The organism is Rhizobium sp. SRDI969 (assembly GCF_025152725.1).
Lineage (GTDB): Bacteria > Pseudomonadota > Alphaproteobacteria > Rhizobiales > Rhizobiaceae > Rhizobium > Rhizobium leguminosarum_I.
In genome coordinates this window covers 4,551,174-4,570,000 of sequence record NZ_CP104035.1, presented here as the reverse complement: position 1 = coordinate 4,570,000, position 18,827 = coordinate 4,551,174, and the positions used below count along the sequence as shown (strand labels likewise).

Genomic DNA, 18,827 nt, shown 5'->3' with positions numbered 1-18,827 from the left:
CGCCCTCGACAAGGACGGAGCGCTGACCGCGCGCGGCAAGGTGATGCGCGACCTGGCTTTGCCGCCGCGGCTTGCCGCGATGGTCGTCTCCGCGGGAGAAGCGGGACACGCCCGGGATGCGGCGATGATCGCCGTGCTTCTCACCGAACAGGGGCTCGGCGGAACGAGTATCGATATCGAGGAGCGGCTGCGACGCTTCAAGGCCGAGCGGGGAGAAAGAGCGGAGGCTTCAAGGCGGCTGGCGGGACGGCTGGCGAGCGGTCTCGACAGCGTTACCGCAACGGCGCCGGCACTTGCGGGCCAGCTGCTGCTGCACGCATTTCCGGATCGAATCGCACTTCAGCGCGGCGGGCGCGGCCGATTCGTAATGGCGAACGGACGCGGAGCGGAGCTGCCGGAGATCGAGAGGCTGGCCGGCAGCCAGATGCTGGTGATTGCCGACCTGACCGGACGGGCGGCGCAGGCGCGGGTTTTGGCGGCAGCCGAGGTGACGCGTGGCGATGTCGAAGCCGAACTTCCTGGCGAGATCAAAACCGGCGACCAGATATTCTTCGACCGGCAGAGCCGGCAAGTCAGGGCGCGGCGGGCGACCCGGTTGGGTGCAATCGTCTTCGACGAGACGCCCCTGCCGCGACCTTCCGGGCCAGCAGTCACCCAGGCACTGGTGGAGGGGGTGCGCGAGCTGGGGCTCGATCAGCTTGCCTTCTCGAAGGAGGCTATGCAGCTGCGCGAGCGGATCGGATTTCTTCACCGGATGATCGGCGAGCCCTGGCCTGATGTCGGCGACGGCGCCCTGCTTTCCCGGCTGGACGAGTGGTTCGCCCCCTTTCAGACGGAGGCGCGCGGCCTTTCCGAGATTTCCGCAGCCGGGCTTTCGAGCGGGCTGATATCGCTGGTGCCGCACGAATTGCAGCGCGATCTTAGCCGGCTTGCGCCAACCCATTTCGAAGCGCCGACCGGCCAAAGGCATCCGATCCAGTATGAGGGCGAGGAGCCGGTGTTGACGATCCGCGTGCAGGAGCTGTTTGGACTGAAGCAGCATCCAGCCATTGCCGGTGGCCGCCTGCCGCTGCTGCTTGAGCTCACCTCGCCGGCGCACCGGCCGATCCAGACGACACGCGACCTGCCGGGCTTCTGGGCCGGCTCGTGGAAGGATGTGCGTGCCGATATGCGCGGCCGCTATCCCCGGCATCCCTGGCCGGAGCGGCCGGAGGATGCGTTGCCGACGACACGGGCAAAACCGCGTGGTACATGAGGGCCATTCAAGGAGCCCTAGGCATGATCGACAAGCCTGGCATGATCGACAAGACGGAAGGCTATACGTTGGAGGACCGGCACAACAGCCGCAGGCTGCGCCTGCAGACGCTGGTGCGGCTGCGCTGGCTTGCGGTCGGCGGACAGGCGCTGACGGTTTTCATCGTTGCCTTCTGGCTGAAATTTCCCCTGCCGCTGATTGCCAGCTCTTCGCTGATCGCCGCCCTGGCCTGGGTGAATTTTTACCTGACGATCCGCTATCCACCGACGCATCGGCTGGAACCGCCAGCCGCCTTTGCCCTGCTCGGCTTCGACCTTTTGCAGCTCTGCGCGCTGCTCTTCATCACCGGCGGCCTTGCCAATCCTTTCGCGGCGCTCGTCTGCGTTCCCGTCATCATATCCTTTGCCTCGCAGCCGATCCGCTACAGCACCGCGCTGATCGGCTTTGCGATGGTCTGCATCACGGTGCTTGCCTTTTCGCCCTTCCCGCTGCCCTGGTTCGACGGGGTCGAGATCAATGTGCACAACGTTATGCAGTTCGGTGTCTGGTGCTCGATCGCCTCGACGATGGCGTTTGCCGCCTTCTATGCCTATCGGGTCTCGATGGAAGCGAGCCAGCTTGCCGATGCGCTGGCGGCGACCGAACTGGTGCTTCAGCGGGAAAAGCACCTGTCGCAACTCGATGGGCTGGCGGCCGCGGCCGCCCATGAGCTCGGTACGCCGCTTGCGACGATCAGCGTCGTCGCCAAGGAAATGGAGCGGGAGCTCAAGGACGACGATCGTTTCCGCGAGGACGTGATGCTGCTGCGCAGCCAGAGCGAACGCTGCCGTGACATCCTGCGGCGGCTGACGACGCTTTCCTCCGAAGGCGAGGCGCATATGCGCCGGCTGCCGCTTTCCTCGATGATCGAGGAGATCGTCGCCCCGCACCGGGAATTCGGTATCGCTCTCGAGCTCGTCGAAAAGAGCCCGCGCAAGGGTGAGCCGGTCACCGACCGCAATGCCGGCATCATGTACGGGCTCGGCAACCTGATCGAAAACGCCGTCGATTACGCGCGGGAGAAAGTGACCGTCACCGTCGAGCACGATCACGACAAAGTGCTGATCGTCATCGAGGACGACGGCAACGGTTATGCGCCCGATATTCTGACGCGGATAGGCGAGCCCTATGTGACCAAGCGGCAGAAGGAGGATACGGCCGGCGGCCTCGGGCTCGGGCTTTTCATCGCCAAGACGCTGCTGGAGCGCTCGGGGGCATCGCTGGTTTTCGAGAACCGCGATCCGGAAAGTGCGGGCGCGCGTATCCGAATCGAATGGCCGCGCATGCTGATCGACGCAAATTCGACAAAATGACTTTGTCGGCATAAACAGGATATAGCGGTTAACGCAGATCGGGCGCTCAACCGCCGGGACCGAGACGATGACAGAACAGAATCATGACAATTTCGCCGCGTCGGACGAGGATCATATCGGTCCCGACGCCAGCCTGCTGATCGTCGACGACGACGGGCCGTTCCTGCGCCGCCTGGCGCGGGCGATGGAGACGCGCGGCTTCCAGGTGGAGACGGCCGAATCAGTGGCGGAAGGCGTTGCGAAGTCGAGAGGCCGGCCGCCGAAATATGCGGTGGTCGATCTTCGGCTCGGCGACGGCAATGGGCTCGACGTCATCGAGGCGATCCGCCAGCGACGCGACGACACCAGGATCATCGTGCTGACCGGCTATGGCAATATCGCAACGGCGGTGACGGCCGTGAAGCTCGGCGCTGTCGACTACCTCGCAAAGCCTGCGGATGCCGACGACGTGTTTTCGGCGCTGACGCAGCGGCCGGGCGAAAAGGCCGAGCTTCCCGAAAATCCGATGTCGGCCGACCGGGTGCGCTGGGAGCATATCCAGCGGGTCTATGAAATGTGCGAGCGCAATGTTTCCGAAACGGCGCGACGGCTCAACATGCATCGGCGGACGCTGCAGCGCATCCTTGCCAAACGCGCGCCGAAATAGGCAGCGCGGCATCAGACATCATCCACGTTGAACGGTTTTCCGTTCGCCCATTCGGCCATCAGCAGCCTTTGTGCGGCGGCGCGCGAGAAATTAAGCGTGACCGACTTGCGCGTTGCGGGCGCCATGCGGTGCTCCGGCGCCTCGCGAATCATATGGGCGCCATAACCATCCGACAGGAACAGCCCGCATTCCTCAGGAAAAATCTCCAGCGGCACATCCTGGTGAGTCGCAAAGAACAGGCGGTCGCAATGCAGCCTGTATTCCGGCCATTTGCGATCCACCCTGAAATCCTCGATCGACGTCTTGATTTCGATGATCCAGACCTCGCCCTTTTCCGAAAGCGTGATCAGATCGGCGCGGCGGCCGCTGGCCAGCGGCAGTTCGGGCAGCACGGCGTGACGCATTTCATGCAGCAATATCTGCGTTCCGCGCCGCACCATCATGGCCCTGTCCGATTGCCGGCCATCGATTAACGGATTGTTATTATAAACGCTCAAAATCGTCATGGATAACCATCAGAGGGGCTGGCGCGTTGTTGCAAAAAAACCATGCGCTTCTAATTTGCGCGGCAGACGGATTTGTCGCGCTGCAGCAGCCTTGCAAAGCGCAAGTTAATCGAAAATAAACCATAATCAACGATGGTCGAAAGACCATTCTCCCTTGCCCCAAAACTTCAAGAGTCCTCCATGCGCATCTGCAATGCATTCCCTGTATTTGGCCTGCTGGCGACGCTCGCCCTGGCCGGTTGCTCCACGACATCAGACAGCGCATCCGCCGACGACAAGGGCGCAGGCCCGACGGTACAGACAGCACAGATCTTCAACGACGCCTACGGCGTGACGAAGGATGCCGGGTACTCCCTGCCGGCGATCCCGATCGACAGGGTCAAGCCGCAGTTCCGCCGCCAGGTCGTCAGCTACCAGACCACCGAGCGCCCCGGTACGATCATCGTCAACACGCGCGAGCGCTTCCTCTATTACATCCTGGCCAACGGCAAGGCGATGCGCTACGGCATCGGCGTCGGCAAGCAGGGCTTCGCATGGGCCGGCACCGCCTACGTCGCCTGGAAGCAGGAATGGCCGAACTGGCACCCGCCAAAGGAAATGGCCGTCCGCCGGCCCGATCTCGCCAAGTACGTCGAAGACGGCATGGGCCCGGGCCTCACCAATCCTCTCGGCGCACGCGCCATGTATCTCTTCAACGAGGACGGCAAGGACACGCTCTTCCGCCTGCACGGCACGCCGGAGTGGGCCTCGATCGGCACCGCCGCTTCCTCGGGCTGCATTCGCCTGATGAACCAGGATGTCATCGATCTCTACAGCCGCGTCCGTCCCGGCAAGGGCACGTCCAAGGTCATCGTCATTCAGTAAGCTAATTATCGAATTCGGTATAAAAAAGGCCGCCAGGACTGTCGTTCCGACGGCCTTTTCGCCTTCTCCGTCAAGCCGTCACGCGGCCTGTTTCGCCTTGAGTTCGAGGCGACGGCGGTGAAGCACCGGCTCGGTGTAGCCGTTCGGCTGTTCCCTACCCTTCAAGACGAGATCGAGGGCAGCCTGGAAGGCGATCGAATCATCGAAATTGCCGGCCATCGGCTGATAGGCGGGATCCGACGCATTCTGCCGATCGACGACGGCGGCCATGCGCTTCATCGTCTCGACAATCTGAGCTTCGCTGACAACCTTGTGGTGCAGCCAGTTCGCCATATGCTGGGCCGAAATGCGCAATGTAGCGCGATCTTCCATCAGCCCGACATTGTTGATGTCGGGCACCTTCGAGCAACCGACGCCCTGATCGACCCAGCGCACAACATAACCAAGGATGCCTTGGGCATTGTTGTCGAGCTCGCGCTGGATTTCCTCCGGTGTCCAGTTCGGCCGCACCGCGACCGGTACGGAGAGAATGTCGGAGAGCTTGGCGCGGGCGCGATCCTTCAGTCCCTGCTGGACACGGGCGACATTGACCCGGTGATAATGGGTGGCATGCAGGGTCGCGGCCGTTGGCGACGGCACCCAGGCGGTGTTGGCGCCGGCCTTCGGGTGGGCGATCTTCTGTTCGAGCATCGCCGCCATCAGATCCGGCATCGCCCACATGCCCTTGCCGATCTGGGCGTGGCCGGAAAGGCCGCATTCGAGGCCGATGTCGACATTCCAGTTCTCATAGGCGGAAATCCACGCCGCCTGGCGCATGTCGCCCTTGCGAATCATCGGGCCGGCTTCCATCGAGGTGTGGATCTCATCGCCGGTGCGATCAAGGAAGCCGGTATTGATGAAGACGACGCGCTCGCGGGCAGCGCGGATACATTCCTTGAGGTTGACGGTCGTGCGGCGCTCCTCATCCATGATGCCCATCTTGATGGCATTGCGCGGTAGGCCAAGCGCATCTTCGACCCGCGAGAAGATTTCGACGGCGAAGGCGACTTCCTCGGGGCCGTGCATCTTCGGCTTGACCACATACATGGAGCCGGTGCGGGAATTCTTCCGCTGCCCGGATGGGCCAATATCGTAAAGCGCGATCAAGCCGGTGATCACGGCATCCATGATGCCTTCAGGCACGTCGTTGCCGTCGCAGTCGAGGATCGCCGGATTGGTCATGAGGTGGCCGACATTGCGCACCAGCATCAGCGAGCGGCGATGCACCTCGAAGGAGGTGCCGTCCGGACCGGAATATTGCAGATCCGGATTCAGCCTGCGGATGAAGCTCGCTCCGCCCTTTGCCACCTCTTCCTGCAGGTCGCCCTTCATCAGGCCGAGCCAGTTGCGATAGACGACGACCTTGTCTTCGGCATCGACGGCGGCAATCGAATCCTCGCAGTCCATGATTGTCGTGATTGCCGATTCCAGCCAGACATCGGAAATATGAGCCGGATCGGCTTTCCCGATCGCGGTCGCTGCATCGATGAGGATTTCGATGTGAATGCCGTTGTTCTTCAGGAGAATATGCGTTGGAGCGGTCGGATCTCCGCGGTAGCCGGCAAAATGGCTGCCGTCCGTCAGCATGGCCTGCTCGCCGTCGATCGATCTGACCACCAGCGCTCCAACCTTGACGGCAAAGCTTCCGACGTCCTTCCAGCGGCAGTCCTGCAGCGGCGCTGACGTATCGAGGAAATCGCGGACCCAGGCGATGACCTTCTCGCCGCGCTTCGGATTGTAGCCCTTACCTTTCTCGGCGCCGTCGCTCTCGGGAATCGCGTCCGTACCGTAGAGCGCATCATAGAGTGAGCCCCAGCGAGCATTGGCAGCGTTCAAGGCGTAACGGGCGTTCATGACGGGAACGACGAGCTGCGGGCCGGCGATCGAGGCGATTTCCGGATCGACATTGTCGGTCGAAACCTGGAAGTCGGAACCTTCAGGCAAGAGATAGCCGATTTCGCGGAGAAAGGACTGGTAGTCATCCACATCCGCCGGGGCGCCGTGCCTGCGATACCAGTCGTCGATCTTTACCTGCAGCTCGTCGCGTTTTGCCAGCAACGCACGATTTTTAGGGGCGAGATCGTGGACTACAGCCGAAAAATCGGCAAAGAACTTGTCCGCATCGACCGCCAGACCCGGCAGCACCTCCTTGACGAGGAAATCATGAAGGACGATTTCGATGGCAAGACCGTTCTTATCAACGCGGCTCATGCGGCATTCTCCCTGGCAACGACTTTGAATGCTGCCACTTTGCCCGGCTTTCATTCACAGTCAATTCTGCAATAATTCGAAAGATTTATGCCCTCGTGGAAATTATGCGCGGCGTCACGCGCATCGGCAGCCCGTTCTGCGGCTGCGTCGTCAGTTTCTGCACCGGCCAGGGATTGGTCGATTCGGTCTGATCGAAGCGGAAGCGATGCATCATGACTGCAAGCGCAATCACCGCTTCCTGCAGCGCGAAGGTTGCGCCGATGCAGACACGCGGGCCAGCGCCGAACGGCAGAAACTGGAAGCGGCCGATGCTGCCGCGATTTTCGGGCAGGAAGCGTTCCGGCATATAGGCGCGCGGTTTTTCCCAATAGAGTTCATGGCGATGCAGTGTCCAGGGCATGATGAGCACGGTGATATCGGCCGGTATCTCGATCTTCTCGCCTTTGGCATTCGTCCAGACATCATCGGCGATCGCGGCGCGATTGATCGAGGGCGCGGGCGGGTAGAGCCTCAGCGCTTCCTCAAACGCCGCCCGCGTGACCGGCAGCAGGTCCAGCCATTCCACAGGCTCGGCGTCGGTTCCCTGAACAGCGTCGATCTCCGTCTCCATCGCTTCGCGGATATGCGGACTGTTGGCGACGCAATACAGCGTCCAGGCAAGCGCACGCGCTGTCGTTTCATGCCCGGCGCCGATGAAGGTCAGAATATTGTCCTCGATCTCCTCCTTGGTCAGGCCGTCGGGACCGGCCTGCTCCAAAAGCAGCGTCAGAAAATCTTCCGGTGCTGCGGCTCGATCGGCCCTCATCTTCGCAAGCCGCATATCCATGGTATCGCGGACGATCGCTCTGAATTTCTCCAGCACCTTCTGACCGCCGATGCGTGTCACACGTGGAACCCAGGAAGGCGCGCGCAGCAGGTCCATCGGGTCGACGCGACCCATGCGGTGGAGAAGTTGGTTGACGTCGTCGGCGAAATGCCCGCTCGAGGAGATGATTTCGCCGGAGAAGAGTGTTTCGGCAAGAATCGCAAAGGTCAGATCGGTCATGTCGGTGGCGATATTGAAAACTTGGCCAGCCGCATGGACGTCTTCGTATTTGCGAACATAGTCCTCCGATTGCCGCAGCATCTGGCCGGCAAAACCTTTCGCGTGGCGCGGCGTGAAGACGGGGGCGACCGCTTTTCGCGACCGTTTCCAGACCTGGCCCTCCGCCGTCAGCAGACCGTCACGCAGGATCGGCCGCAGCACCAGCTGACGAATGTCGGACATGCGGTAGTTGCTGGCGTTGTCGACCAGCACGTGCTTGATCAGCCCAGGATCGTTGACGATTAGCGTGTGTTGGCCGAAGAAACTGGTCTTGATCCAGGGCAGCGTGTAGGACGGTTCGCCCCAGAGTTCGAGCGGATTGCGCAGGATAATGCGGATGATTTCCAGCCGGCTCGGCGGCACGGTGCGCGGTAGCGGTGCTGGCGGAACGAAGGGGTCCGGACGCATGTCCATCGTCAAAGCCTTTCGGGGAAGATCTAGGCTTCCCGGCAAGCTTGAAGCTAGAGCAGGCCCTTGAGTTCGTCCAGCTTGTCGTTGATCAGCCAGCCGTAATAATTCTCCTCGGGCCAGACGGTCGCGCCGGTGCCGCGGTTCTTCGCAGCAAGGGCTGCGGCGCGCTGGCGCGAATTGCCGACATTATAAAGCGTCGCCGTCAGGCCGGGATTGCCTGAGATATCCATGCCGGCGATCTCCTTGTAATCGTCGATCGATCTGCGGATCGAGGCCGCGACGTAGGCAAGCGAGATATCGGGATCCATGATCGCCTTGTAGACGCCGCCGGCATTCTTCTCGTTCAGCTTCGGATAGCCCGACACGCGGGTCACCAGATCGGAGAGCATCAGCGCCGTCAGCGGATTGACCTGGCCGAGGCCGAAGGTCTGGCCGGCATAGAAGGGCTGGAAGAAGACCGCGCTGAAGCGGTTGTTGGGGAAGCTCGTACCATCCACCGTCTTGCCGCGGAAATCGCTTTCCCAGACATCTTCGCGGCAGGACCAGAGCGTGTAGGAATCGCTCTTGCCTCTGCACTCGGCAAATTGCGGCCGCGCCACGAATTCGTCGACGCTTTCGCCATCGTAAGCGAAGCGGAAGCTTTCTCCGGCATAGGAGGCGGCTTTGACATAGTAGGCCTGCAACCGGTCGTAGGCGTCGACATTATAGGTGTGTTCGCCGACGATCGCGCCGACGACATGGATGGGATTGATGCCGTAAGCGCTGGAGACCTTGCGGATCTTGCCCATCAGCTCGCGGTCGGTCGCCAGAAGCTCATGAACTTTTTCGTATTTCAGATCGAAGCTGCTCTTGGTACCCTTGGTGCGCCTGATGGAAGCGCCCGGAATATCGGGCTGCTCGGCGTGACGATTTCCAGCCGGCACCGTCTGCATGGCGAAGGCAGGCGCCGAATTCACCAGGGCAACGGCAATCAAAAGGCTTGTCAAAAGGCGTCGCACGATCCGTTATCCCGTCCGTTCCATCGTCCTGGTTGCGATGCGGCTGCCTGGACCAGAATCTTGGCCGAATAAAGCCGGAGCAGCAACAAAACGGGCCTTCACTAGAAAGTAAAAGGCCCGCTGTCGAGCGTTGCGTTCGCCACATCGGTCTTCACATCGGTAAAGACATGGACCGATGCGCCGATATCACAGAATGAAGCGCGAGAGATCGGTATTCTGTGCGAGATCGCCGACATGTTCGCGCACATAGGCCGCGTCGATCGTCACGGCCGTCCCGCCCCGATCCGGCGCGTTGTAGGAAATATCGTCCAGCACCCGCTCCATCACCGTCTGCAGACGGCGTGCGCCGATATTTTCGACCGAGGAGTTCAGATGTACGGCAACATCGGCAAGTGCGTCGATCGCGTCATCGGTGAATTCCAGGCTCAGGCTTTCGGTTTCCATCAGCGCGCGGTATTGGCGGATGAGACTTGCTTCCGTCTCGGTCAGGATCCGGCGGAAATCATCCTTGTTCAGCGGACGCAATTCGACGCGGATCGGCAGGCGGCCCTGCAGTTCCGGCAGAAGATCCGAGGGCTTGGAGACATGGAAGGCGCCGGAAGCGATGAACAGGATATGGTCCGTCTTGACAGGACCGTACTTGGTCGAAACCGTCGTGCCTTCGACGAGCGGCAGAAGGTCGCGCTGGACGCCTTCGCGCGAAACGCCGGCGCCCATGCCGCCGTCGCGGGCGGCGATCTTGTCGATTTCGTCGAGGAAGACGATACCGTCGTTCTCGGTGGAGCGAACGGCCTCGCGCTGGATCACTTCGTTGTCGATCAGCTTGTCGGATTCGTCGCGGATCAGGTCACTATACGAGGCCTTGACGGTGGTGCGGACCTTCTTGGTGCGGCCGCCCATCGCCTTGCCGAACATTTCCGACAGGTTCAGCACGCCGATATTGGCCCCCGGCATGCCGGGAATTTCGAAGCCGCCCATGCCGGAACCGGCATCGGCCACCTCGATATCGATTTCCTTGTCATCGAGTTCGCCGTCCCGGAGCTTCTTGCGGAAGTTTTCACGCGTGGCGGGCGATGCGGTCGTGCCGACCAGCGCATCGAGAACACGCTCCTCGGCGCTCACATGCGCCTTGGCCTGCACTTCGGCCCGCTTCTTCTCGCGAACCAGGCCGATGCCGACCTCGACCAGATCGCGGATGATCTGCTCGACATCGCGGCCGACATAGCCGACTTCTGTGAATTTGGTGGCTTCCACCTTGATGAAGGGTGCGCCGGCGAGTTTTGCCAAGCGGCGAGAGATCTCGGTCTTGCCGACACCGGTCGGGCCGATCATCAGGATGTTCTTCGGCATGACTTCGTCGCGCAGGCTGGGGTCCAGCTGCTGGCGGCGCCAGCGGTTGCGCAGCGCAATCGCAACGGCGCGCTTGGCGTCATGCTGGCCGATGATATAGCGATCGAGCTCGGAAACGATCTCGCGGGGGGAAAAAGTGGTCATTGCGTATCATTCTCCTGGCGGTCCAGGGCCATCAACAGCGCCCGGCCGTAATTCGTCGTTGTTTCGCCAAGTCCTTGAAAGCCCGCCTTGGTATAGGCTCTGATTGCGAATGCATTGTCAGGATGCGGATCGACGAGGATGCGCTGCGCGCCCTTTGCAAAGAGCATATCGCAGAACACTATCATAAAGGCCGGTCCGTGACCCTTGCCCGCGAATTCCTCGATGCCGATGAACTGGTCGATGCCGTAGGTGCCCTTCGGCTGACCGGCGAGCGCTTCATCGTCCTCGTCGTCGAGATCGGCGGCCTGGATAAAAGCGAAGTCCTTTCCATTCAGCGTGACGATGAAGCACGAGACGGAAGCCGCATCGATATGCTTTTCCATCGAAGCCAGCGCCCTGGCCGGATCGCCCCACCAGCGCCTGACATGCCGGCTTTCCAGCCATTTGGCGAGGAGCGGCAGATCAGTCGCGGCAAGCGGCCGGAAGGCATAAGGTTCAGCCTTCGGCATCCAGCGATTCCACCACGACATTATGGTTCGTGTAGACGCAAATGTCGGCGGCGATATCGAGAGCACGGCGGGCAATCTCTTCGGCCGATTTGTCGGTATCCATGAGTGCGAGGGCGGCCGCGAGGGCAAAATTGCCGCCGGAACCGATGGCCGTCGTGCCATGCTCCGGCTCCAGAACGTCGCCATTGCCGGTGATCGCCAGCGTGATCGACTTATCGGCGACGAGCATCATGGCTTCGAGATTGCGCAGGTATTTGTCGGTGCGCCAGTCCTTGGCGAGCTCGACGGCGGCACGCATCAATTGACCGGGATATTGCTCCAGCTTCTTCTCAAGCCTTTCGAGCAGAGTAAAGGCATCGGCAGTGGCGCCGGCGAAACCGGCGACGACTTCGCCCTTGCCGATACGGCGCACCTTGCGGGCATTGCCCTTCATGACGGTCTGGCCGAGGCTCACCTGGCCGTCGCCCGCCATCACCACCTTGCCGCCTTTTCGAACTGTAATGATTGTTGTCATAAAACACCTGTTTGCCGGGCCGCATGCCGACCCTGTTGAGCCCTATGTAAGTGGACTGGCGCCGATTGCAAATGGGCCGGCTTTTCTCTTGCCCGGCTTCTGGATATTTCCCGATGCGCCTGATAAGGAACGGCCTTATTCCCGATGGAGGGCCATATGGCCGAGACCGCAGCAAGCCGCACGGGCAGCGTTTCCCGCAAGACCAACGAAACCTCGATTTCCGTTTCCGTCAACCTCGACGGCACCGGCAAATCGACGATTTCAACGGGTGTCGGCTTCTTCGACCATATGCTCGACCAGCTTTCCCGACATTCCCTCATCGACATGGAGATCGATGCCAAGGGCGACCTGCATATCGACGACCATCATACGGTTGAAGATACCGGCATCGCCATCGGCCAGGCGATCTCCAAGGCGCTCGGCGACCGGCGCGGCATCACCCGCTATGCGTCGATCGATCTCGCCATGGATGAGACGATGACCAAGGCTGCTGTCGATCTTTCCGGCCGTCCGTTCCTCGTCTGGAATGTCGGCTTCAGCGCTCCGAAGATCGGCACTTTCGACACCGAGCTCGTTCGCGAATTCTTCCATGCGCTCGCCCAGAATGCCGGCATCACCTTGCATATTCTCAACCATTATGGCGCCAACAATCACCATATTGCCGAGACATGCTTCAAGGCCGTTGCCCGCGCGTTGCGCACGGCAACAGAGATCGATCCGAGACAGGCAGGCCGTGTTCCCTCGACCAAGGGCACGCTCGTCTGAGCCCTTCAAGGGAGCGGCGACAATGACATCCAGCTATATCTTCCTGACACCGCCCGGCAGCACGAGCGCCACGGTCGATGAGACTCGAACCATCCGCGACGGCTTCACGCTGTTCGGCTTCCTGTTTCCATGGGCTTGGCTGCTGGCACATCGGCTTTGGCTGCATGCGGCCGCCGCCTTTCTGCTGCAGGGGATCGGTGGCGCGCTGATGGACGAACCGGGCCTCGGGGCGGCGGGGGCAGCAATCCTGTTGGGCGTGAATATTCTGGTCGGTCTCGAGGGCCAGAATTTCCGAGTCCGCAACCTTGCCGCCAAGGGTTGGAATGAAGACGAACTCATTGCAGCCGATACGATCGGCATTGCTGAGCAGATCTATTTCTCGGACAGGGTTGTCATCGCGGATAGCGACGACGCAGCGGCACCGGACTGGCAGAACAGGGGCCGTCCGAACAGTCCGCACGGCCATGCAACGTCGCTTGGTCTCTTTGGTTTTGATGGAGGACGCTGACGATGCGCGTCGCGATTATCGACTATGGCTCCGGTAACCTGCGCTCGGCGACCAAGGCTTTCGAGCGTGCCGCCCGCGAAGCTGGCATCGATGCCAATATCGATCTCACCGACAGGGCGGAGGATGTTGCCGCGGCCGATCGTATCGTGCTTCCCGGTGTCGGCGCCTATGCCGATTGCCGGCGCGGCCTCGATGCCGTGCCTGGGATGGCCGAGGTGCTGATCGAGGCGGTCGAGCAGAAGGCGCGACCGTTCCTCGGCATTTGCGTCGGCATGCAGCTCATGTCCTCGCGCGGCCTCGAGAAGACCGTGACGCACGGCTTTAACTGGATTCCCGGTGACGTCGTCGAGATGACGCCTGATGATCCGGCGCTGAAGATCCCGCAGATCGGCTGGAACACGCTCGACCTCAAGCGCGAACATCCGCTTTTCGATGGTATTCCAACGGGGTCGGAAGGGCTGCACGCCTACTTCGTGCATTCCTACCATCTTGCCGCTGAAAACGCCGAGGATGTTATTGCGACGGCCGATTATGGCGGTCCGATGACCGCTTTCGTCGGACGCGCCAACATGGTCGGAGCACAGTTTCACCCGGAAAAGAGCCAGAAGCTCGGCCTGGCCCTGATCGCCAATTTCCTGCGCTGGAACCCGTAGAGCCTGCTCAGGCAATTCAGGACGCAAAACCGCTGCGCAGTTTTGCTGGAATTGCTTCAAGGGCTGGCTTTTAATACAGCCGCCTTATTTCCCTAGAGCATGATGCCGAAAAGTGTGTGCGGTTTTCGGACGACATCATGCTCTGACTATATAATGTAGAACAGGATTCAAATTTAAGGCCGAACCGGCCTAAAATCATCCTGTTCGAGTAAGGAAATGACGGAACAGGAGTGCGCTCGATGCCGGCGTCACGGAAATCAGGCAAGGTGTTCTACACATTGCGGCCCTCCAGGGAAGGCTTGCCTCCCTTTTCCGATATCAAGCTTCCCGGTGGCACGATCATCCGCCGTGTCGACGAAGCCATTCATCGGAAAGCGCTTTCCAACGCAGCCAAGACGCTGAAAGAAAGGCTGGACCGATGATCCATGATTCTTTCCCCGCAAACGACGGTTCGAGCCGGCGGCAAAACGGAGTCAGCGCCGGCGACATCGCCGAGGCCGTGCTGGAATTTTATATCGAAGGTGAGGACGATCTGATCGGTCTGCTCGCCTATGCACTCTACGAGCGGCAAAAGCGCGATTTCGTTCTCAGCCACCGCAAGCGAAATGCCGGCCGTTCACCCGATGATGCCGAACTTGCCGCCGTCAACAGCAATTATCTCTCGACCGACCTGCGCAATACGCTGCGCGACCGCGCCTCGCAGATCCTTTCGAGTTACGCCGAAACCTATGTCGAGGCGATGGAGCCGCAGATCCGGCTGTCTGCCGTCAACAGCGATGCGTTGCGCCAGGTGCGAAACATCGAGAAAGCAATGAAGAGGCGCATGGGCTTCTGGCGTCAGGTTCGTGCCGGCTTTGCCGTCACCCTGCTCCTGCTTCTGCTTTTCGGCGCGGCTGCCATTGCCGCTGTCTTTTTCCGCTCGGATATCGTAGATGCGTGGAATGCGCTGATGGTACCGACCACTCTACGGACGTAAGACGACATGATCCTTTTTCCCGCGATCGATCTGAAAGGCGGCCAATGCGTCCGCCTGAAGCTCGGCGACATGCAGCAGGCGACGGTCTACAACACCGATCCGGCCGCCCAGGCGAGATCCTTCGAAGACCAGGGTTTCGAATGGCTGCATGTGGTCGATCTCGACGGCGCCTTCGCGGGACATTCGGCCAATGGCGATGCCGTCGAAGCGATCTTGAAGGCAACTGACAATCCGGTGCAGCTCGGCGGCGGCATTCGCACGCTCGATCATATCGAGGCCTGGCTGTCGCGCGGGCTGCGGCGCGTCATTCTCGGCACCGTCGCGGTCAGAAATCCGGCGCTGGTCATCGCGGCCTGCCGGAAATTTCCCGGTCATGTCGCCGTCGGTATCGATGCCAAGGGCGGCAAGGTGGCCGTCGAGGGTTGGGCGGAAGCCTCCGAACTCGGGATCATCGAACTCGCCAGGAAATTCGAGGGCGCCGGCGTCGCCGCGATCATCTACACCGATATCGACCGTGACGGCATTCTTGCCGGGATCAATTGGACCTCGACGCTGGAACTTGCCGACGCCGTCTCCATTCCCGTCATCGCCTCGGGTGGCCTTGCCTCTCTCGACGATGTTAGACGCATGCTGCAGCCAGATGCGAGGAAATTGGAAGGGGCGATTTCAGGCCGTGCGCTTTACGACGGCCGTATCGATCCCAAGGAAGCGCTGGCGCTGATCAAGGCGGCCCGGACCAAGGAGACCGCGTAAATGACCCTCAAGGCCCGTGTCATTCCCTGCCTCGACGTCAAGGACGGCCGTGTCGTCAAGGGCGTCAACTTCCTCAATCTCGTCGATGCCGGCGATCCCGTCGAAGCCGCGAAGGCCTATGATGCGGCAGGCGCCGACGAACTCTGCTTCCTCGACATCACCGCTTCCTCGGACAATCGCGAGACGATCTTCGATGTCGTGTCGCGCACGGCCGACCAATGCTTCATGCCGCTGACGGTCGGCGGCGGGGTGCGTACCATCGCCGATATCCGCAGACTGCTGCTGTGCGGCGCCGACAAGGTCTCGATCAATTCGGCAGCCGTCAGCAATCCCGACTTCGTTGCCGAGGCGGCCGACAAGTTCGGCGACCAGTGCATCGTCGTGTCGATCGATGCAAAGCACAGGCGCACCCAGGCGGTCGGCGGCGACAATCTCAGCGCCTGGGAAATCTATACCCATGGCGGCCGCAACGCGACCGGCATCGATGCCATCGAATTCGCCCAAAAGATGGTGGCGCGCGGCGCCGGCGAGCTCTTGGTCACCTCGATGGACCGTGACGGCACCAAGGTCGGTTACGATCTGGAACTGACGCGAGCGATCGCCGATGCGGTGCGTGTGCCGGTGATCGCCTCCGGCGGCGTCGGCGATCTCGACGATCTCGTTGCCGGGGTGAAGGAGGGCCATGCCAATGCCGTCCTCGCCGCGTCGATCTTCCACTTCGGCACCTATTCCGTCAGCGAGGCGAAGCACTATATGTCGAAGTGCGGCATCGACATGCGTCTCGACTGAACCTTGAAAGCGGACATATGAGCGGATTTTCCCTTTCCGATCTCGAAAGCATCGTCGAAGAGCGATCGAAAGCCTCGCTGGAGCAATCCTGGACAGCCAAGCTTGTGGCCGCCGGTCAGCCGAAAGCGGCAAAGAAACTCGGCGAAGAGGCGATCGAAGCCGTGATGGCGGCGGTAACCGGCGACCGCGACAATCTGACCTACGAGGCCGCCGATGTGCTCTATCACCTATTGGTCGTATTGAAGATTGCTGAAATACCGCTAGAGAATGTCATGGCCGAACTCGAGCGCAGAACCGCGCAGTCCGGCCTCAAGGAAAAGGCCAGCCGGCAGACTTCATGAGTATCGCGACTGAGATTATCGGGGTGCCGGAAACGTTGGATCATTTCCAGTCGGAATCCTATTCGCCCTACCACTTCTTCTCTTCCGAACAATGGGCGAAATTCCGCGCCGACACGCCGTTGACGCTGACGAGCGACGAGGTCAAACGGCTGCGTTCGATGGGCGACCCGATTGATCTCGATGAGGTCCGGCGCATCTATCTGTCGCTGTCTCGGCTGCTCTCGGCACATGTCGAATCCTCGCAGATGCTGTTCGAACAGCGCAACCGCTTCCTCAGCCTGTCTGATGTGACGAAGACGCCCTTTGTCATCGGCATCGCCGGCTCGGTCGCTGTGGGAAAATCGACCACCGCCCGTATCCTCAAGGAGTTGCTGGGGCGCTGGCCTTCCAGTCCGAAGGTCGATCTCGTCACCACCGACGGCTTCCTGCATCCGAACGCCGTGCTGCAGCGGGAAAAGCTGATGCAGCGCAAGGGTTTTCCGGAAAGCTACGACACGGGTGCAATCCTGCGCTTTCTCTCGGCGATCAAGGCCGGGCGGCCGGATGTGAAGGCGCCCAGCTATTCGCACCTCGTCTACGACGTGCTGCCGGACGAATACAAGATCGTCGACCGGCCCGACATCCTGATCTTCGAGGGCATCAACGTGCTGCAATCGCGCGACCTGCCGGCCGGCGGCAAGATCGTGCCGATGGTCTCCGACTTCTTCGACTTTTCGATCTATATCGATGCCGCCGAAGACGAGATCCACAACTGGTATGTCACGCGCTTCATGCGGCTGCGCGAGACCGCCTTCCGCGATCCGAATTCCTATTTCCATCGCTATGCCTCGATATCGGATGCGGAAGCGCTCGAAATCGCCGAGGATCTTTGGGCCAACATCAACCTGAAGAACCTGCGGCAGAACATTCTGCCGACGCGTCCACGCGCCGATCTCATCCTGAAAAAGGGCAAGGATCACCTGATCGAACAGGTCGCGCTGCGAAAACTGTAGCAGCGATTGTGTTTTAGGAATTGACGCGGCGGAGCGTCAGATTGATGCGGCCGCCATTCTTCAGCAGCGTCGACGTCGCCGGATGGATGCGGTCGACGCCATGGAAACACAACCTCCCCTCGCCGCCCAGTACGACCAGATCACCGCTCGAAAGCTTGAAAGATAGCGTGCGATCATTGCGGCTGAGGCCGCCGATGCGAAAGAGGCAGCTATTGCCGAGCGAGATCGAGATCACCGGGGCCTTGAGATCCTGTTCGTCCTTGTCCTGATGCAGGCCCATGCGCGCTTCGTCGGAGTAGAAATTGACGAGGCAGGCCTCCGGCGGCTTGTCGTAACCCGAAGCGTCATTCCAGATATCGAGCAATTGCTGTGGCATATCAGGCCAGGGCCTGCCGGTTGCCGGATGCGTCGACTGGTAGCGATAGCCGCGTTCTTTGTCCGTCACCCAGCCGAGCGGCCCGCAATTGGTCATGCGCACGGACATCGGCTTGCCGGTGCCGGGCATGGCGGGCACATAAAGCGGCGCTTCGGCGACGACAGTGCGGATAATCTCGACCAATGCCTCCTGACGCGCGCGGTCGAGATAACCGGGGAGATGGCGAATGCCGGTCAAGAGCTCGGCCATGTCATTCACCACTGCCGCCGCCGGGTCGGCCGCGCATTTTCTTGACTTCGGAGCGACCGGATTTTTCCTTCAGGCGGCGTTCGACCGAACCCTTGGTCGGCTTGGTCTTCTTGCGCGGCGGCGGCGGCGGCTTGGCGGCCTCCAGGATCAGTTCCTTCAGCCGCTCGCGCGCATCCTCGCGGTTGCGGTCCTGGCTGCGAAACCGGCTCGCCTCGATCATCAACACGCCGTCCTTCGACAAACGCCGGCCGGCGAGCTTGATCGCATTGGTTTTGACACGATCGTTCAGGGACGGCGAATTCGGGATGTTGAAGAACAGTTGGACGGCGGTTGAGACCTTGTTGACATTCTGCCCGCCGGGGCCGCCCGCCAGAACGAACTGTTCCGTCAGCTCCCATCCCGCGATGGTGATCCTGTCATCGATATAGAGAGCGTCGCTGGCCATGCGGCGTTCTATCTCACATCAGCGGCGAATTGAAAATATCGGCCGTCATCAAGAAAACCCGGCAATCCTACGATGCCGGGTTTCACGTGAGTCAGAA

The 18,827-nt window shown here is 61.0% G+C and carries 22 protein-coding genes (1 of these 22 only partly in view); 13 read left to right on the top strand and 9 right to left on the bottom strand.

The genetic code is table 11. From position 1 onward, the window contains the following. From hrpB to N2A41_RS22510, 3 genes are all read left to right on the top strand, one after another. Positions 1 to 1,255 carry the 3' portion of an ATP-dependent helicase HrpB gene (gene hrpB, locus N2A41_RS22520; RefSeq protein WP_260109758.1) on the top strand. 1,211 nt of this gene lie to the left of the window's left edge, so 1,255 of the gene's 2,466 nt are visible here — the last part of the coding sequence; its start codon lies off the left edge, out of view; it ends in the stop codon at positions 1,253 to 1,255. A 23-nt stretch (positions 1,256 to 1,278) separates the two neighbouring features. Continuing rightward, positions 1,279 to 2,607 (top strand): ActS/PrrB/RegB family redox-sensitive histidine kinase, encoded by a 1,329-nt coding sequence (locus N2A41_RS22515; protein WP_170277875.1) that lies wholly within the window; start codon positions 1,279 to 1,281, stop codon positions 2,605 to 2,607. 67 nt (positions 2,608 to 2,674) lie between these two features. Next, complete coding sequence (locus tag N2A41_RS22510; RefSeq protein WP_011649881.1) at positions 2,675 to 3,253, top strand: ActR/PrrA/RegA family redox response regulator transcription factor; 579 nt, start codon at positions 2,675 to 2,677, stop codon at positions 3,251 to 3,253. 11 nt (positions 3,254 to 3,264) lie between these two features. On the opposite strand, the gene N2A41_RS22505 is transcribed toward N2A41_RS22510, so the two are convergent. Beyond that, positions 3,265 to 3,759, bottom strand: a complete 495-nt coding sequence (locus N2A41_RS22505; RefSeq protein WP_162114922.1) for an MmcB family DNA repair protein — start codon at positions 3,757 to 3,759, stop codon at positions 3,265 to 3,267. A 180-nt stretch (positions 3,760 to 3,939) separates the two neighbouring features. On the opposite strand from N2A41_RS22505, the gene N2A41_RS22500 reads away from it, so the two are divergent. After that, the gene (locus tag N2A41_RS22500; RefSeq protein ID WP_260109757.1) at positions 3,940 to 4,623 is read left to right on the top strand and encodes a L,D-transpeptidase; all 684 of its coding nucleotides are present in this window, start codon (positions 3,940 to 3,942) and stop codon (positions 4,621 to 4,623) included. Between the two features lie 78 nt (positions 4,624 to 4,701). Here N2A41_RS22500 and N2A41_RS22495 read toward each other — a convergent pair whose 3' ends face one another. The 6 genes from N2A41_RS22495 to hslV form a co-directional block, all read right to left on the bottom strand. Next, positions 4,702 to 6,873: a malate synthase G gene (locus N2A41_RS22495; protein WP_260109756.1), complete on the bottom strand. Its 2,172-nt coding sequence runs from the start codon at positions 6,871 to 6,873 to the stop codon at positions 4,702 to 4,704. Positions 6,874 to 6,958: 85 nt separating this feature from the next. Beyond that, positions 6,959 to 8,371 (bottom strand): cytochrome P450, encoded by a 1,413-nt coding sequence (locus N2A41_RS22490; protein WP_260109755.1) that lies wholly within the window; start codon positions 8,369 to 8,371, stop codon positions 6,959 to 6,961. 47 nt (positions 8,372 to 8,418) lie between these two features. Further along, on the bottom strand, positions 8,419 to 9,366 hold the full coding sequence (locus N2A41_RS22485; protein ID WP_260109754.1) for a DUF1402 family protein: 948 nt from the start codon (positions 9,364 to 9,366) through the stop codon (positions 8,419 to 8,421). A 186-nt stretch (positions 9,367 to 9,552) separates the two neighbouring features. Continuing rightward, complete coding sequence (gene hslU / locus N2A41_RS22480) at positions 9,553 to 10,860, bottom strand: ATP-dependent protease ATPase subunit HslU (RefSeq protein WP_011649875.1); 1,308 nt, start codon at positions 10,858 to 10,860, stop codon at positions 9,553 to 9,555. After that, positions 10,857 to 11,369: a GNAT family N-acetyltransferase gene (locus tag N2A41_RS22475; protein WP_162114926.1), complete on the bottom strand. Its 513-nt coding sequence runs from the start codon at positions 11,367 to 11,369 to the stop codon at positions 10,857 to 10,859. Before N2A41_RS22475 ends, hslU begins: the two co-directional genes overlap by 4 nt. Further along, complete coding sequence (gene hslV, locus N2A41_RS22470) at positions 11,356 to 11,883, bottom strand: ATP-dependent protease subunit HslV (protein WP_017962666.1); 528 nt, start codon at positions 11,881 to 11,883, stop codon at positions 11,356 to 11,358. Before hslV ends, N2A41_RS22475 begins: the two co-directional genes overlap by 14 nt. 156 nt (positions 11,884 to 12,039) lie before the next feature. On the opposite strand from hslV, the gene hisB reads away from it, so the two are divergent. From hisB to coaA, 9 genes are all read left to right on the top strand, one after another. Continuing rightward, the gene (gene hisB / locus N2A41_RS22465) at positions 12,040 to 12,648 is read left to right on the top strand and encodes an imidazoleglycerol-phosphate dehydratase HisB (protein WP_017965967.1); all 609 of its coding nucleotides are present in this window, start codon (positions 12,040 to 12,042) and stop codon (positions 12,646 to 12,648) included. Positions 12,649 to 12,670: 22 nt separating this feature from the next. Further along, positions 12,671 to 13,156: a DUF2628 domain-containing protein gene (locus N2A41_RS22460; RefSeq protein WP_222279858.1), complete on the top strand. Its 486-nt coding sequence runs from the start codon at positions 12,671 to 12,673 to the stop codon at positions 13,154 to 13,156. Positions 13,157 to 13,158: 2 nt separating this feature from the next. Further along, positions 13,159 to 13,809 (top strand): imidazole glycerol phosphate synthase subunit HisH, encoded by a 651-nt coding sequence (hisH, locus tag N2A41_RS22455; RefSeq protein ID WP_222384298.1) that lies wholly within the window; start codon positions 13,159 to 13,161, stop codon positions 13,807 to 13,809. 239 nt (positions 13,810 to 14,048) lie between these two features. Continuing rightward, a complete protein-coding gene (locus N2A41_RS22450) occupies positions 14,049 to 14,231 on the top strand; it encodes a hypothetical protein (protein ID WP_032985170.1) in 183 nt (60 codons plus the stop codon). Next, positions 14,228 to 14,785: a hypothetical protein gene (locus N2A41_RS22445; protein ID WP_162114929.1), complete on the top strand. Its 558-nt coding sequence runs from the start codon at positions 14,228 to 14,230 to the stop codon at positions 14,783 to 14,785. The genes N2A41_RS22450 and N2A41_RS22445 overlap by 4 nt, the downstream gene beginning before the upstream one ends. A gap of 6 nt (positions 14,786 to 14,791) precedes the next feature. Further along, entirely contained in the window at positions 14,792 to 15,538 is a 747-nt protein-coding gene (hisA, locus tag N2A41_RS22440) for a 1-(5-phosphoribosyl)-5-[(5-phosphoribosylamino)methylideneamino]imidazole-4-carboxamide isomerase (RefSeq protein ID WP_222384299.1), read from the top strand. Continuing rightward, a complete protein-coding gene (hisF, locus tag N2A41_RS22435; protein WP_222384300.1) occupies positions 15,539 to 16,327 on the top strand; it encodes an imidazole glycerol phosphate synthase subunit HisF in 789 nt (262 codons plus the stop codon). 17 nt (positions 16,328 to 16,344) lie between these two features. Further along, positions 16,345 to 16,668, top strand: coding sequence for a phosphoribosyl-ATP diphosphatase (locus tag N2A41_RS22430; RefSeq protein WP_017965974.1), 324 nt, complete (start codon positions 16,345 to 16,347; stop codon positions 16,666 to 16,668). Further along, positions 16,665 to 17,660 carry a type I pantothenate kinase gene (coaA, locus tag N2A41_RS22425; RefSeq protein ID WP_003544165.1) on the top strand — a complete coding sequence of 332 codons (996 nt, stop codon included), beginning with the start codon at positions 16,665 to 16,667 and terminating at the stop codon, positions 17,658 to 17,660. Before N2A41_RS22430 ends, coaA begins: the two co-directional genes overlap by 4 nt. 13 nt (positions 17,661 to 17,673) lie before the next feature. Here coaA and N2A41_RS22420 read toward each other — a convergent pair whose 3' ends face one another. Beyond that, complete coding sequence (locus N2A41_RS22420; RefSeq protein ID WP_017965975.1) at positions 17,674 to 18,285, bottom strand: alpha-ketoglutarate-dependent dioxygenase AlkB; 612 nt, start codon at positions 18,283 to 18,285, stop codon at positions 17,674 to 17,676. 1 nt (position 18,286) lies between these two features. Then, complete coding sequence (gene arfB, locus N2A41_RS22415; protein WP_260109753.1) at positions 18,287 to 18,730, bottom strand: alternative ribosome rescue aminoacyl-tRNA hydrolase ArfB; 444 nt, start codon at positions 18,728 to 18,730, stop codon at positions 18,287 to 18,289. Between the last annotated feature and the right edge of the window lie 97 nt (positions 18,731 to 18,827).

What these genes read in the sequence shown, in the direction of transcription:
- N2A41_RS22515 (WP_170277875.1), top strand. Translation starts at nt 1,279, where the DNA reads ATGATCGACAAGCCTGGCATGATCGACAAGACGGAAGGCTATACGTTG.
- N2A41_RS22510 (WP_011649881.1), top strand. Translation starts at nt 2,675, where the DNA reads ATGACAGAACAGAATCATGACAATTTCGCCGCGTCGGACGAGGATCAT.
- N2A41_RS22505 (WP_162114922.1), bottom strand. Translation starts at nt 3,759, where the DNA reads ATGACGATTTTGAGCGTTTATAATAACAATCCGTTAATCGATGGCCGG.
- N2A41_RS22500 (WP_260109757.1), top strand. Translation starts at nt 3,940, where the DNA reads ATGCGCATCTGCAATGCATTCCCTGTATTTGGCCTGCTGGCGACGCTC.
- N2A41_RS22495 (WP_260109756.1), bottom strand. Translation starts at nt 6,873, where the DNA reads ATGAGCCGCGTTGATAAGAACGGTCTTGCCATCGAAATCGTCCTTCAT.
- N2A41_RS22490 (WP_260109755.1), bottom strand. Translation starts at nt 8,371, where the DNA reads ATGGACATGCGTCCGGACCCCTTCGTTCCGCCAGCACCGCTACCGCGC.
- hslU (WP_011649875.1), bottom strand. Translation starts at nt 10,860, where the DNA reads ATGACCACTTTTTCCCCCCGCGAGATCGTTTCCGAGCTCGATCGCTAT.
- N2A41_RS22475 (WP_162114926.1), bottom strand. Translation starts at nt 11,369, where the DNA reads ATGCCGAAGGCTGAACCTTATGCCTTCCGGCCGCTTGCCGCGACTGAT.
- hslV (WP_017962666.1), bottom strand. Translation starts at nt 11,883, where the DNA reads ATGACAACAATCATTACAGTTCGAAAAGGCGGCAAGGTGGTGATGGCG.
- hisB (WP_017965967.1), top strand. Translation starts at nt 12,040, where the DNA reads ATGGCCGAGACCGCAGCAAGCCGCACGGGCAGCGTTTCCCGCAAGACC.
- N2A41_RS22460 (WP_222279858.1), top strand. Translation starts at nt 12,671, where the DNA reads ATGACATCCAGCTATATCTTCCTGACACCGCCCGGCAGCACGAGCGCC.
- hisH (WP_222384298.1), top strand. Translation starts at nt 13,159, where the DNA reads ATGCGCGTCGCGATTATCGACTATGGCTCCGGTAACCTGCGCTCGGCG.
- N2A41_RS22450 (WP_032985170.1), top strand. Translation starts at nt 14,049, where the DNA reads ATGCCGGCGTCACGGAAATCAGGCAAGGTGTTCTACACATTGCGGCCC.
- N2A41_RS22445 (WP_162114929.1), top strand. Translation starts at nt 14,228, where the DNA reads ATGATCCATGATTCTTTCCCCGCAAACGACGGTTCGAGCCGGCGGCAA.
- hisA (WP_222384299.1), top strand. Translation starts at nt 14,792, where the DNA reads ATGATCCTTTTTCCCGCGATCGATCTGAAAGGCGGCCAATGCGTCCGC.
- hisF (WP_222384300.1), top strand. Translation starts at nt 15,539, where the DNA reads ATGACCCTCAAGGCCCGTGTCATTCCCTGCCTCGACGTCAAGGACGGC.
- N2A41_RS22430 (WP_017965974.1), top strand. Translation starts at nt 16,345, where the DNA reads ATGAGCGGATTTTCCCTTTCCGATCTCGAAAGCATCGTCGAAGAGCGA.
- coaA (WP_003544165.1), top strand. Translation starts at nt 16,665, where the DNA reads ATGAGTATCGCGACTGAGATTATCGGGGTGCCGGAAACGTTGGATCAT.
- N2A41_RS22420 (WP_017965975.1), bottom strand. Translation starts at nt 18,285, where the DNA reads ATGGCCGAGCTCTTGACCGGCATTCGCCATCTCCCCGGTTATCTCGAC.
- arfB (WP_260109753.1), bottom strand. Translation starts at nt 18,730, where the DNA reads ATGGCCAGCGACGCTCTCTATATCGATGACAGGATCACCATCGCGGGA.